Raw genomic sequence first — 14,541 nt, forward strand, 5'->3', positions numbered from 1 at the left:
GGGGGTACCGTAATGGTCTATGCAGCAGCAGAAAATCGTTATGAAGTCATGCCATATCGCCGGGTCGCAGATTCGGGATTGATTTTACCAGCGTTATCATTTGGATTGTGGCGTAATTTGGGAGACCAAAAGCCACTAGCTAATTCAAGAGAAGTGATGTTAAAAGCTTTTGATAATGGTATTTTTTCATTTGATAATGCTTCAAATTACGGCCCATCAGATGGTACAGCAGAAGAAACATTTGGCGCCGTTTATAAACAAGACTTACATCCTTACCGTAATGAATTAATTATTACAACAAAGGCTGGATACCACATGTGGCCCGGACCACTAGGACAGTTTTCGGGTAAAAAGACCTTAGCGGCCGCTTTGGACTTGTCATTGCAGCGAATGCATTTAGATTATGTGGATATTTTTTATGCGCATCGTTGGGATCCAAATACAAATTTGCGTGAAACTGCTGAAGCATTAGACTTAATGGTTCGTCAGGGAAAAGCATTGTACGTTGGTGTGTCTAATTATACGACTGAGCAAGTGGCAGAAATTAGTAAAATCTTTGATGAGTTACATACACCATTCATTGGTAACCAGATGTCATACAATATGTTTAATCGTGAAGCAGAAGACACTGATATGTTGGCAACCTTAGATCAACATCATGCGGGATTGATTGCGTATGGACCATTGGCTGAAGGCTTGTTGACGGATCGCTATTTAAATGGTTTTCCAACAGACATGCCATTACACCGTACCAATGCGTTTATCAAGGACGATCCTGAAGGTGCGGTAGCCAAATTAAATGCTCTGAATACAGTAGCGGCCGATCGTGGACAAACTTTAGCACAGCTAGCCATGGCTTGGTTACTTCGGGATAAACGTGTGCCATCAATTGTTATTGGTGCTTCTTCAGTTGATCATTTATTAGACAATGTGAAAGTTGCTGATAATATGACCTTATCTGCTGAAGAATTAACAAAGATTGATGCTATCTTAAAAGGTTAAAAATTTGATGTAAATGAATTGTTTATTTTCTAGATAGATTGACTGAAAATAAACAATTTTTTTGTGAATAGTCATGTTAGGAGGATTGAGGAATGACGAGAAAGGTAACAGTATTGGGTTCATTGAATTCTGATACGATTTTACATATTGATCATTTGCCTGTACAAGGTGAAACGATGGCGATGTCTGATGCGTCCACTGCACCTGGTGGTAAAGGGGCTAATCAAGCAGTCGCAGCACAGCGTTTAGGTACCCAAGTACATTTTATCGGTGCTGTTGGGCAAGATCAGAATGGTGAATTATTGCTGAATGCTCTAAAAGAAGATGGTGTGGATACAACCCATGTTGCCCAGCTTGCTAATGTCGGTACTGGGGCAGCATATATCTTATTAGAGAGCGATTCACATAATACAATTCTCATTCTAGGAGGCGCTAATCAATGCATTAGTGAAACAAACGTTGATGAAGCAAAAGAGACTATTCAATCTTCGGATGTACTGGTTGCACAATTTGAAACGCCAGTCGTCGCTACGTTACAAGCATTTAAACTTGCAAAATCAGCGGGTGTCATGACAATTTTGAATCCAGCACCCGGACGTAAAACAATTCCAAAAGAGTTAATGGAGTTAACTGATCTTATTACGCCGAACGAAACCGAAGCAGAAATTATTACTGGTATTCCAGTAAATGATGACCTATCGATGATTAATGCTTCCAATAAAATGCAAGAAATGGGTGCCAAAAATGTGATCATTACGCTTGGTGAGCGCGGTGCCTACTATCAACTGGCTAATGGCCAGCATGATTTTGAACCTGCTTTAAAGGTTAAGGCGGTCGATACGACAGCTGCAGGGGATACATTTATTGGTGCACTGGCGACTAAATTAACACCAGATATGAAAAATATTGTTGAAAGTGTTCGTTTTGCTAGTGCGGCATCTGCACTGACGGTACAAGGAGCTGGCGCACAACCATCGATTCCAACTCTTGAAAAAATGAAGGAAGTCCGGCATTAATTATGCATAATAACGATATTGTTCGAAGACTACAGTATATTTTCAATATTAATAGTAAAGATATGATGACGATTTTCAAACTAGGTGGACTGGTACTTGATAAGCAAACATATCTAGCTATTATGGCTAAACCAGATCAAGATAGTGCACGAGATGCACAATTATCACGACACGATTTAGAAAAGTTCATGAATGGATTGATTATTTCTCAGCGAGGACATAAAACAAATCCCGATGGTTCAATAGTTGCGCCAGATTATAGCATGCAACGTGATAATGATATTAATAACGTAGTAATTAAGAAAATCAAGATTGCCATGGCATATACAAATGAAGATTTACTTGGTTTTTGGGCAGCAGCAGATTTCAAAGTCACCAAAGGTGAAGTTGGTGCCATGTTGCGGCGCAAGTCACATCCTAAGTATCTAGTTGTTGGTGATCAATTCATGCGTAAATTACTAATGGGTATGGCTAATAGTTTACGTGGCTAAGTAAGATCGAGACAAAAATCGTTTTGAAGCCAGTGTATAACGCAGTTTGATACGTTTAAAGCTATCAATTTACCAATTAATTTGGTAGGTTGATGGCTTTTTTAGCAGTCTAAATTGCTACTTAAAGTACGACTTTAAGCAAATGTTTTAAGTGAAAACGTTTTAATTTTTAGTTAACGATAAAAATTAAAACCGTCATTGAATAAACTTTTTGATATTTTTGTGAAAAAAAAGTAAAAACGCGCAAAACAAATGGTTGCAACCACTGTTGTAAACGAGTAAAATACAATTTGCGGGTAAGGAGAGCCCCGGTTAAGTAAAAGTCATAAGCTTTCAACAACCAAGTTGAACGAAAATCTTTATGAATTCTATTTAGCACTATATACAAAAGTAAATAGTACACTGGGACTGCCTTGTTACGACATTTTACGTATCATGGGAGGTTGTCATGTCTGGAAAAGAAATGGCAAAAAATAGAACGCTGGTTCAAGACGCAGCTGCAGATGATAGTTTAGGCGATATCAATGGTTCTGTAGTTGTGCCAAAAGGCGGTTCTTTTTGGAGAAAATTGTGGGCGTTTTCAGGCCCTGGTGCATTAGTTGCCGTTGGATACATGGATCCTGGTAACTGGGTCACTTCGGTGGCTGGTGGAGCAACTTATCATTACACTTTGCTTTCAGTTGTTTTGATTTCATCATTGATTGCAATGATGCTACAATACATGGCTGGTAAGTTGGGGATGGTAAAGCATGAAGACTTAGCACAAGCTACACGTAATCGTACAAATAAGACAGGCGGCATTATACTTTGGATTATTTCCGAGTTAGCTTTGATGGCGACAGATATTGCTGAAGTTATCGGTGGTGCGATTGCGTTACACTTGCTATTTGGCTGGTCGATGATTGCGTCTGTACTGACGACGGCGTTGGACGTTGTGTTGCTATTGTTATTAATGCGCTTTGGATTCCGAAAAATTGAAGCAATTGTTGTAACACTTATTTTAACCATTCTATTTATTTTCGGATATCTAGTAGTTTCATCAAATCCTAATCTAACCGCATTATTTGGTGGTTATTTACCACAATTACAAACAGTTAGTACGCATGGTATTCATGGTGCAGATTCGCCATTAGTAATGACGTTAGGTATTATTGGGGCAACAGTTATGCCACACAACTTGTATTTACACTCATCAATTTCACAAACACGCCAAGTGAGCCGTGAAAACAAAGCAGAGTTAAAAGAGGGTGTGCGGTTTATGACATGGGATTCAAATATTCAATTGTCATTAGCTTTTATTGTTAATTCATTTCTATTGATTTTGGGAGCATCATTGTTTTTCGGACATGGTGATCAAGTTGGTACTTTTGGACAAATGTACAATGCGTTAGGTGATAGTTCAATTGCGGGAGCCATTGCTTCACCAATTCTATCAACACTATTTGCGGTTGCATTGCTAGCATCAGGACAAAATTCAACCATTACTGGAACTTTAACTGGTGAAGTTATAATGACTGGTTTCTTACATTTAAAGGTGCCAATGTGGTTACGTCGTGTGATTACCCGTGGTTTAGCCTTAATTCCAGTTGTTGCCTTTACGTTAATTTATGGCGGTAATGAAGGAAAGCTTGATCAGTTACTTGTTTATTCACAGGTATTCTTGTCAGTTGCTTTGCCATTTGCAATGGCACCATTAATTGCATTCACATCTTCGAAGAAGGTTATGGGTGAAGATTTTGCTAATCCAAAATGGATGACTTGGATAGCATGGATTGTCTTTATTGTTTTAACAGGGCTAAATATCCAATTAGTTGTCCAAATTGTTGGACAGATATTTGGTTAATTAATAAAGTTAATCATTTTAGAATGTAATTGAATAGTAAATGTATCAAGAGACCGAATTTAAAAAAATCGGTCTCTTTTTTTCGCTTTAGATAGAAATTGTTGGAATCTTTATTCTTGACACATCATTATACGTCGTATAACATAATGATATACAAGATATAATATACAAAAATAAGGAGAATAGCCATGAATATTCAAGTACCGACGGTGGTACTCGATGGTTCTGTATTGGCCGTATTAACCAAGGAAGATACATATGGTTATATCATTACGAAGGCGATGCAAGAATTATTGGGCGTCAGCGAATCAACGATGTATCCCGTTCTAAGAAGATTGAAGCGCGATGGCTACTTAGAAACATACGACAAACCATTTGAAGGTCGAAATCGACGTTACTATCACGTGACTGATTTAGGTCGGGCACATTTGAATGAAATCAGCCAAGCTTGGGCAGAATTCCGCGTGGCCGTGAATTCATTATTGGAGGAGAGCGATGATTAAAGAGTATTTAGCAGCAGTTAGATCAAATCTAAAAGATATTCCTGCTGATGAACGTGAAGAATTATTACAATTTTACGAAGAGCAAATGCTAGATGCAGGTTACACGATTAAAGAAATTGAAGAAAAATATGGGACCCCAAAGCAGTTTGCTCGTTCATTAAAAATTGAATATTTTATTGAAAATGATGAAACGGCAGATGAAAATATTCCAACTGGTGAACGAACAAAGAACCGGGTTAATTTGATTTGGTTAATCATTCTAGGACTATTTGCCTCACCAATTTTAATTCCTGTTGCAATCGGTCTAATCTGTCTATTAGCTGGTGCATTTATTGCCTTCTTGGGAATATTATTTGCTATCTATGCAGGGATTATCGGTGTATTGGCAGGTGGTTTATTTGCCTTTGTAAATGGGGTCATTTTATTGTGGCAGTCTGTACCAACAGGTTTGTTGTTTATGGGAGCTGGCTTGCTGCTAACAGGTGCAGTCATCTTCTTTGCACCGATTGTTTGGCGATTAACACGTTGGTTATTTGAGATGCTGGTCATGTTTGTGAAGTGGGTTGGTCATCGTTTCTTGAGTAAAAACCGTGTAAAGGAGGCTCACTAAAATGGGATTAAAAGCAACACTCATTACTGGTGGTAGTGTGATGGTTATTGGTGGTGCCATGATTGTTACTGGATTATCAACCGGAGCAAAAACGACGATTACTTGGGATAATGGTCCAAAAATTGTGAAGGTACACAAGATTAACCAAAAGTTTAATAATAAGAATTTCAAAAAAATAACCATTGATGGTGGTTCGAATTCGTATGTACGAGTTGTGCGAGGTAGTCAGTGGCGAGTGTCTGGCAAGTATCTTGATAGTAAATTGAATTTAAACACGACGAATGATGAATTAAAGTTAGCGTTACGTGAATCAAACAATCCAATTTTCGGTATCGAGGAGTCTAGTCAAACGGTTGTCGTGACCGTACCTTACAAAGTTAATTTGGACAACTTAAACTTAACAACCGATGGTAGTGGGATAACGACACAAGATATTTCTGCTAAAAATTTGACGGTGCGTAATGATTATGGTGGTGTGCGTTTAAATCAATTGACTGCCCAGAAAATTGATATGCAAGGTGATAGTGGTAATTATCGTCTGCAAAATGTGACGGCAGATACGCTACACGTCAATAGTGGGGATGGCTACTTTAAGGCCCATAATCTAACGTTGAAACAAGCTAGTCAAATGCAGGGCGATAATCAACAAATCGAATTACACACAATTCATGTACCAGGTATTAATGTGGCAAACCAAGATAGCAGTATCTATGCTGGCGGTGCTGATCAAGCCGATAATGATTATCATACGGGAGACCAAAGCAAAGCCTTAACAATTAATGGTGCCAATAATGATGTAACCATTAAATAGAAAATTATAGCGTTTCAGACTTTTGAAACACGTTTATGCTGTCAAACTTACAAGCATATAATTAATATATTTTTAGTTGAATAGGTTGGAACATTTTCTGGTGTTCCGACCTTTTTTATATGTTCTCATTATGTTTTAATCTTTGTTATAATGAAGTCATTGAAATGGAGAGTGAAATATGAAAATAAATCAATTTGGGGTTATCGAAACGACTTTCGAACAAAAGATAAATGAACTGACGTCGATCGGTTTTTATGATGAAAAAATTCAAGCGGCCATTTCAAAGGGGAGCGTACCTTTATTACAAGCATTGTTAGAACAAGCAGCGACATCAACGGCTGTAACAACAAAGTTTGATGATTATATGGTCAGTGAACAACAAGATTTAGCAACTTTTTTGGCAACAGGTCAACAAGTCACAGTACGTGAATTTGATGCGCTTGCCTTGCAACTATTAAATTTTTTAGAATCGATTGATTATACATTAGCTGATCCGGAAAAAGCGGTGGCAAAAATTGGGCTACCATTACACAATAAACCTGGTGAGTGGGACACGGATGATGTGTTAAATGCTTGGTATGATCTATTAACGACACATACGAAAGGCGGATTGCAACTTATTGATGAGTTAGTCAGTCATCAATATTTTAAAGCAACGAATCAGTCACTGTTTTTTAATGGTAAAGCCTTGGCTACATTTGATACTAATCAATTAATTAAAGAAGTTGTCTATGTGGAAACGGATTTAGATACGGATGACGATGGCATCAAAGATTTGGTTCGTGTTGACATTATTCGACCAACAACGTCACAACAAGTACCCACTTTGTTTACCGCTTCACCTTATTATCAGGGGACAAATGATGTGCAGAGTGATAAGAAATTGCACGATGTTAATGTACCATTACAGCGGAAAGTGCCAAATGATTTAACCTATGAAGATATTGCGTATCAACCAGCTGCGCCCAAAAAGTTAACGGCACACGAACAAACAGGTGAAGCGACGACAGCGACAGAAACTTTTTATCCAACATCACATGTTGATTTAAATAATTATTTCTTATCACGTGGTTTTGCAGTAGCCTATTCGTCTGGCGTTGGCACCCGTTATTCAGATGGGATGCAAGATACTGGTTCACCTGAACAAGTCATCAGTATGCAAGCGGTTGTGGAATGGTTGGCCGGTAACCGCACCGCGTTTGTTGACCGAAAAAGTGGCGTAACGATTAAAGCACATTGGTCAAATGGTAAGGTTGCCATGACTGGTAAGTCATATTTAGGAACGTTAGCAACAGCAGTAGCGACCACTGGTGTTGCAGGGTTAGAAACAGTTATTTCAGAAGCAGCTATTTCTGATTACTATCAATATTATCGTGATAATGGTCTTGTGATTGCACCAGGTGGTTTTCCAGGAGAAGACATGGATGTACTGGCAGAGCTGGTTTATTCTCGTATGCAAGATGCAGGCGATTGGCATCGTACCAAGACACAATGGGAGCAATTTCAAAAGCAAACGGTTATCGATATGGATCGCACGACCGGAAATTATAATACTTATTGGGATGCCCGTAATTATCTAAAAAATGTATCAAATATTAAGGCAGATATTGTGATGGTTCATGGTCTGAATGATTGGAATGTTAAACCACGCCAAGTTTTCCGTCTTTATCAAAAGCTGCAAGAACTAGATGTGGTGAAGAAGCTCTATTTGCATCAAGGACAACATATTTATATTAATAATAATCGGTCATTAGATTTTAGTGACCAGATGAATTTATGGTTAAGTTATAAATTATATGATGTAGAAAATCATGCGGGTGAGCAGTTGCCTGATTTAACCTGGCAAAGTAATCAAGCACCGGAAACTTGGGAAACACGTCAGAGTTGGGGTACAACGACGCCTACAAAAATTTCATTGGCCAATGTGCAAACACCAGTTAGCTATACAGATAAGCAAACCAAATTAGCTTATACATCATATAGTCAAGATTATAATCACTGGCGTTCATTGATGATTGACCGTGATGCTCATGAATTGGATCATTCACGGGTTGTCTTTTTACAACCAAAACAAAAGCAAGATTTGCTAATTGATGGTGAGGTATCACTACAATTGCGGATTAAATCTTCAACTAATGTGGGATTAGTGAGTGCAATGCTTGTAGACTATGGGGATGCTAGTCGGTTGACAACAAAACCTGTACCACAGGGCAGTCAAATTGATCGTGGCATCAATTGGCAGCCAACCCCCTTAGTTGAGTTCCAACAAGCCAAAACAACGCCCAATAAAATGATTACGATTGGGCATATCAATATGCAAAATCGAGAAAATGCTTGGCGAGTCAATGATTTACGTCCAGACGAATATGTTGATCTAACACTGACACTGCAGCCGACTCTGTATCAGTTAACGGCTGGTCATCAATTAGGAATTGTCATTTATGGTACTGATTTTGAAATGACCGTGCGTGGCAATCAAAAAATCACTTATACAATTGATACCAAGCATAGCCAGCTATTAGTACCAGTTGTGCCTAGTGAATAATTAACATTGTGGGAAATGAGAGAGTAAAAGAGGATCGTAGCGATGGGACGTAAATTAATTGGTATTGATTTAGATCGAACAACCTTGAATGATGCAGGGGAAGTTTCTGAAAGAACACGGCAAGCTATTCAAAAAATGCAACAAGCTGGGCATGTTGTTGCCATAATTACTGGTCGACCAGTGCGTTTATCAATGGATATTTATCATCAACTTGGCCTAAAGTCACCAATGATCAATTTTAATGGGGCACTTGGTGAAATTCCAAATGAACTGTGGGATTATGCTTATTCATACCAGGTTGATCGTGAGATTGCATTTGATTTAATTGAAAACGCGGCAGACATGGCAATCAAATCGGTAGTTGCGGAAAGTCGTGCAGATGTCTGGACAAACAGTCATATCGGACCAACAAACCCGAATGAAGCATTTTTCTTTCCGCAATCGACAGACACCTACCATATGTTAGACCGATTAAATTTAAAAACGAATATCAATTCAATTTTAATAGAAGCACAAAATAGTACGCATCAGGCATTGATTCAAGACTATGTGACTAATCGTTATGGCTCTGATCGGGTAACTGTTAACACTTGGGGTGCAGATTCACCAGTACTAGAAATTGTACCCGCAGGTGTTGCAAAGGATACAGGGCTGCAAATCATGCAACGTGCGTTTGATATTAAAAAGGATGATGTCTATGCTTTTGGAGATGGTATGAATGATTACGAGATGATCGACTATGCCACACATGGGGTCGTTATGAAGAATGGTCAACCAGCTTTAAAAGCAATTGCAAATGATATCACATCATATACAAATGATGAAGATGGCTTAGCAAAGTACTTAGAACAAATTATTTAAAACATTTAAGAGGCGTCGATCTACCAAGTTAGATGGGGTAGGTCAACGCCTTTTTATCATTGTCAGTGATCGTAGTTATTAATCTGCCAGGACAGTTATAACTTCATTAAAAACACTTTTTGAATAGTGCAAAAACGTGTAGAATAAAATTATTATATATAGGACAAGGAGTTTATGAAATGGCGGAGTTACCGACAGATTATCAGACAAAGTACCGTCAATTAATGGGCGATGATGCAGATGAATTCTTTGCCGCATTTGATCAACCAGTTGTGAAAGCTTTTCGTATTAACCCGTTAAAAGCAAATCAGCAACTGTATGATACGCCAACAGATGGTCAAGTTCCATGGGGCAAGTGGGGTTATTTCGGCGTCGCAAAAGGTCATTCGGTTGATCACACGACGGGCCTGATTTATTCACAAGAGCCATCTGCACAACTGGTCGGTGAATTAGCACAACCACAGCCTGGAGAACGAGTGCTTGACTTGGCAGCTGCACCAGGTGGTAAATCAACGCATCTAGCGTCTTTCATGAATCAGCAAGGTTTATTGGTGTCGAATGAGATTTTCCGTAAGCGTGCACAAATTTTAAGTGAAAACATTGAACGATTTGGTGTTCAAAATGCCTTGGTAACGAATCATTCCCCACAAGAATTATCGAAAAAATTTCCGCAGTATTTTGACCGGATTGTTTTAGATGCACCCTGTTCAGGTGAGGGGATGTTCCGTAAAGATCCAGATGCAATGCAATATTGGCATAAGGATTATCCGGCAGAAAATGCGACTCGTCAGCGCGAAATTTTAGTAGAAACGATGAAAATGCTAAAACCAGGCGGAACACTGGTATATTCAACTTGTACATTTGCTCCTGAAGAAGATGAACAGATTATTGCTTGGTTATTAGCCGAATATCCAGACTTACACTTGGTTGATGTGCCAAAACATGACGGTATGTCAGATGGTCGTCCAGCATGGGCAGATGGTAATCCAGAATTAGCTAAAACAGTACGGTTATTTCCACAATCCGTTGCTGGTGAAGGCCATTTTATGGCAAAGTTGCAGTATCAGCCAACTGACGTGGTGCCGGCTAAGGAGCCAAAATTAGCCAAAACGAATTTAACAGCTGAACAGCGACAGTATTGGAAAAAATTTCAACAACAATTATTGCCAAACTATCAACCAGGTGTTTTATTAGCATTTGGTGATCAACTTTACGCAGTACCAACTGGCACACCGGACTTAAAGGGGTTACAAGTATTGCGAGCTGGATTACATTTGGGCACATTTAAGAAAAAACGTTTTGAACCTAGCTTGGCGTTGGCGTTGGCTCTTCATCCAGACCAGTTTATACAACGTTATACATTAAATGATGAGGAATGGCGTCAGTATGTCCATGGCGACACATTCATGCTACCATCGTCTGTCGAAAATTTAACAAACGGCTGGTATTTACTAGAGTTAAATGGTAATGGTGTCGGCTTTGGTAAATTAGTCAATCGACAAATGAAAAATTTTTATCCAAAGGGCTTGCGATTTATTGTGCATGAGAATCAAACGAATTTGGCAGATGACATATACTAAATATAAAATCTTTTGGTAAAATAGCTATATTAAAGCATGAAAGGAATTAACATGGCAAACGAGCAAATTACGCGTGAAGAAGTTGAACATGTGGCTAGCTTAGCAAAGTTAGCTTTAACAGATGCAGAAGCTGATATGTTTACAGATCATTTAGGTAAAATATTTGATATTGTGACAACATTAGCTGAGGTGGACACAGAAAATGTGAAGCCAACATATTCTGTGACTGAGATGCAGACAGTATTACGAGATGATGTTGCGGTTAACGCACAACAATCACAATCATTGCTAAACAATGCACCAGAACACCAAGACACTTTGATTAAAGTGCCTGCAATTCTTGATGGGGGAGCTGAAGGTTAATGAATTTTTTGCATACAGACATTGAAAAGTTACATGAGCAACTTGTAAATAAAGAAATCACATCAGTTGACTTAGTGAAAGAGACGTTAGCAAATATTGCGCAAACTGATGCAAAATATGATGCATTCTTAGCAACTATGTCAGAAAAGGCATTGGCCGAAGCTGCTGCTATTGATGAAGCGGGTATTGATCCAGATAATGTCTTGTCAGGTATTCCTTATGGTATCAAAGATAACTTGATTACCAAGGATGTGCCAACAACTGCCGCATCAAAAATTTTGGAAGATTTTAAGCCGATTTATGATGCAACTGTTGTCTCACGTTTACGTGAACAAGGTGCAGTGGGCGTTGGAAAGTTAAACATGGACGAGTTTGCCATGGGATCAACGACTGAAACATCATACTATAAGCAGACCAAGAACGCTTGGGACCAAACCAAGGTACCTGGTGGTTCATCAGGTGGGTCAGCGGTCTCAGTTGCTGCTGGTCAAGTACCTTTTGCACTAGGAACAGATACTGGTGGTTCGATTCGTCAACCAGCAGCCTTCAACGGTATCGTTGGTATGAAGCCAACTTATGGTCGTGTATCTCGTTGGGGTGTGATTGCCTTTGCATCTTCACTTGATCAAGTAGGTGTGTTTACGCGTCGTGTCAAAGATAATGCGACTGTGTTAGCTGCAATGGCAGGTCATGATGACCATGATCAAACTTCTTCAGATCAAGCCGTTCCTGATTTTACTGCTCATTTGGATGGTGATATTTCTGGATTGAAGATTGCTGTGCCAACAGAATACTTTGGCGCTGGAGTTGACGATAGTATCAAAGAGACCATTCGTGCCGGCATCGATCAATTACGCGAACTCGGTGCAACGGTAGATGAAGTATCATTACCACATACAAAGTATGGGGTTGCTGCTTATTATATCTTGGCTTCTGCTGAAGCATCATCAAACTTGCAACGTTTTGATGGTATTCGTTATGGATTCCGTCCAGAAAACGTTAAAAGCTTAGAAGACTTGTATGTCCAAACGCGTACCCAAGGATTCGGTGATGAAGTGAAGCGTCGTATTATGCTTGGTACTTACTCACTTTCAGCTGGTTCATACGATGCTTTCTTTAAGAAAGCTGCACAAGTACGAACATTGATGAATGATGATTTCCAAAAGGTCTTTGCAGATTATGATTTAATCGTTGCGCCAACGACACCAAATGTTGCTTATGACTTTGGTGCTAATCAGGACGACCCTGAAGTGACTTACATGAACGATGTTTTGACGATTCCTGTCAATATGGCCGGCTTACCAGGTATGTCAGTACCAGCTGGATTTGTTGATGGCTTGCCAGTTGGTATGCAATTGATTGCAAACCGCTACCAAGAGGAAACGATTTACCGTGTTGCCTATGCATTTGAGCAAGCAACACGTCTATTTGAAAAAGTACCAGGAGGTAAGGATTAATGGCAGTGCCAAATTTTGAAACGACGATTGGACTAGAAGTCCATGTTGAGTTAAAGACTAACTCGAAGGCGATGTCACCTTCTCCTGTTCAATATGGTGCTGAGCCTAATGCGAACACCAATGTGATTGACTGGGGATATCCTGGTGTTTTGCCACAGGCAAACAAGGGTGCTTTAGAATACGGTATGATGGCATCATTAGCACTACATGCTGATATTACTCGCGATTTACACTGGGATCGTAAGAATTACTTCTATCCTGATAATCCCAAAGCCTATCAAATTACGCAACAACAACAACCAATTGGTCGCAATGGTTGGCTAGAAATTGAGTTTGAAGGTAAAAAGAAACGTGTTGGTATTACTGAATTACACGTTGAAGAAGATGCAGGTAAGAATACCCACGGAACTGATGGTTATTCTTATGTTGATTTGAATCGTCAGGGAACCCCCCTAATTGAAATCGTTGGTGCACCTGACATTGCTTCTCCGGATGAGGCTTATGCTTATCTAGAAGCATTGCGCCAAGCGATTCAATTTACTGGTATTTCTGATGTGAAGATGCAAGAAGGATCAATGCGTGTTGACGCGAATATTTCAATTCGCCCAGTTGGTTCAAGTGAGTATGGGACAAAGGTTGAGTTGAAGAATTTGAACTCATTTAATTATGTCCGTAAGGCACTTGCATTTGAAGAAAATCGCCATGCAAAGATTTATATGTCTGGTGGTACCATCAAACAACAGACTCGTCGTTTTGATGAAGCAACGGGTGAAACTGTATTGATGCGTGTTAAGGAAACAGCAGATGATTACCGTTACTTCCCAGAGCCTGATTTGACACCAGTGCATATTACTGACGAATGGGTCAATGAAGTGAAGGTAAAGTTGCCAGAAACAGCTAGTGTCCGTAAAGCACGTTATGTTGATGAGCTTGGTTTGGAAGTCTATGATTCAGAAGTGTTGACTCAGACGCTAGCAATGGCAAACTTCTTTGATGAGACGGTTAGTTTTGGTGCTGAGCCAAAGCGTACGGCTAACTACTTGATGGGAGATGTTAATGCCTTCTTGAATGAGCAACAAGCTGATTTGGAGGATACACCATTAACACCAGCTCACTTAGCAGATATGATCAAGTTGATCGATGATGGCACAATTTCAACAAAGATGGCCAAAAAAGTCTTTAAGGCAATCACTAAGGGTGACGATCCTGTTGCATTCGTCGAGAAGAACGGCTTGAAGCAACTATCTGATCCAGCAGTATTGACACCATTGATTGACGAAATTTTGGATAAGAATGAACAATCAATTATTGATTTCCACAATGGAAAAGATCGTGCGGTTGGTTTCTTGGTTGGTCAAATTATGAAGCAAACAAAGGGTAGTGCTAACCCAGCAGTCGTTAACAAGTTATTGTTAGCTGGTTTGCAAGCACGCAAGCCTGAATAAAATATCAGAGCGAG

13 protein-coding genes are annotated in these 14,541 nt (G+C 39.4%); all 13 read left to right on the forward strand.

Annotated features, from left to right (window positions below; genetic code table 11):
• Positions 1-12 precede the first annotated feature (12 nt).
• The 13 genes from QRX23_RS03420 (at position 13) to gatB (ending at position 14,527) form a co-directional block, all read left to right on the forward strand.
• A complete protein-coding gene (locus QRX23_RS03420) occupies positions 13-1,002 on the forward strand; it encodes an aldo/keto reductase (protein WP_330155929.1) in 990 nt (329 codons plus the stop codon).
• Between the two features lie 92 nt (positions 1,003-1,094).
• Positions 1,095-2,018: a ribokinase gene (gene rbsK, locus QRX23_RS03425; RefSeq protein ID WP_131473731.1), complete on the forward strand. Its 924-nt coding sequence runs from the start codon at positions 1,095-1,097 to the stop codon at positions 2,016-2,018.
• Between the two features lie 2 nt (positions 2,019-2,020).
• Positions 2,021-2,509, forward strand: coding sequence for a DUF1456 family protein (locus tag QRX23_RS03430; protein ID WP_330155930.1), 489 nt, complete (start codon positions 2,021-2,023; stop codon positions 2,507-2,509).
• Positions 2,510-2,957: 448 nt separating this feature from the next.
• The gene (locus QRX23_RS03435; RefSeq protein WP_150190530.1) at positions 2,958-4,352 is read left to right on the forward strand and encodes an Nramp family divalent metal transporter; all 1,395 of its coding nucleotides are present in this window, start codon (positions 2,958-2,960) and stop codon (positions 4,350-4,352) included.
• A 188-nt stretch (positions 4,353-4,540) separates the two neighbouring features.
• Positions 4,541-4,855: a PadR family transcriptional regulator gene (locus QRX23_RS03440; protein WP_002827535.1), complete on the forward strand. Its 315-nt coding sequence runs from the start codon at positions 4,541-4,543 to the stop codon at positions 4,853-4,855.
• Positions 4,848-5,465 (forward strand): DUF1700 domain-containing protein, encoded by a 618-nt coding sequence (locus QRX23_RS03445; protein ID WP_330155931.1) that lies wholly within the window; start codon positions 4,848-4,850, stop codon positions 5,463-5,465. Before QRX23_RS03440 ends, QRX23_RS03445 begins: the two co-directional genes overlap by 8 nt.
• A gap of 1 nt (position 5,466) precedes the next feature.
• Positions 5,467-6,276 (forward strand): DUF4097 family beta strand repeat-containing protein, encoded by an 810-nt coding sequence (locus QRX23_RS03450; RefSeq protein ID WP_002827533.1) that lies wholly within the window; start codon positions 5,467-5,469, stop codon positions 6,274-6,276.
• Between the two features lie 178 nt (positions 6,277-6,454).
• Positions 6,455-8,821: a Xaa-Pro dipeptidyl-peptidase gene (locus QRX23_RS03455; protein WP_330155932.1), complete on the forward strand. Its 2,367-nt coding sequence runs from the start codon at positions 6,455-6,457 to the stop codon at positions 8,819-8,821.
• A 42-nt stretch (positions 8,822-8,863) separates the two neighbouring features.
• On the forward strand, positions 8,864-9,682 hold the full coding sequence (locus QRX23_RS03460; RefSeq protein ID WP_330155933.1) for a Cof-type HAD-IIB family hydrolase: 819 nt from the start codon (positions 8,864-8,866) through the stop codon (positions 9,680-9,682).
• Positions 9,683-9,861: 179 nt separating this feature from the next.
• Positions 9,862-11,262, forward strand: coding sequence for an RsmF rRNA methyltransferase first C-terminal domain-containing protein (locus QRX23_RS03465; protein WP_330155934.1), 1,401 nt, complete (start codon positions 9,862-9,864; stop codon positions 11,260-11,262).
• A 51-nt stretch (positions 11,263-11,313) separates the two neighbouring features.
• Positions 11,314-11,625 carry an Asp-tRNA(Asn)/Glu-tRNA(Gln) amidotransferase subunit GatC gene (gatC, locus tag QRX23_RS03470; protein WP_040760292.1) on the forward strand — a complete coding sequence of 104 codons (312 nt, stop codon included), beginning with the start codon at positions 11,314-11,316 and terminating at the stop codon, positions 11,623-11,625.
• On the forward strand, positions 11,625-13,082 hold the full coding sequence (gene gatA, locus QRX23_RS03475) for an Asp-tRNA(Asn)/Glu-tRNA(Gln) amidotransferase subunit GatA (RefSeq protein WP_002827527.1): 1,458 nt from the start codon (positions 11,625-11,627) through the stop codon (positions 13,080-13,082). Before gatC ends, gatA begins: the two co-directional genes overlap by 1 nt.
• A complete protein-coding gene (gene gatB / locus QRX23_RS03480) occupies positions 13,082-14,527 on the forward strand; it encodes an Asp-tRNA(Asn)/Glu-tRNA(Gln) amidotransferase subunit GatB (RefSeq protein ID WP_330155935.1) in 1,446 nt (481 codons plus the stop codon). Before gatA ends, gatB begins: the two co-directional genes overlap by 1 nt.
• Positions 14,528-14,541: the final 14 nt, after the last annotated feature.

Origin of the sequence: Weissella paramesenteroides (assembly GCF_036327715.1) — a bacterium.
Classification (GTDB): Bacteria; Bacillota; Bacilli; order Lactobacillales; family Lactobacillaceae; genus Weissella; species Weissella paramesenteroides.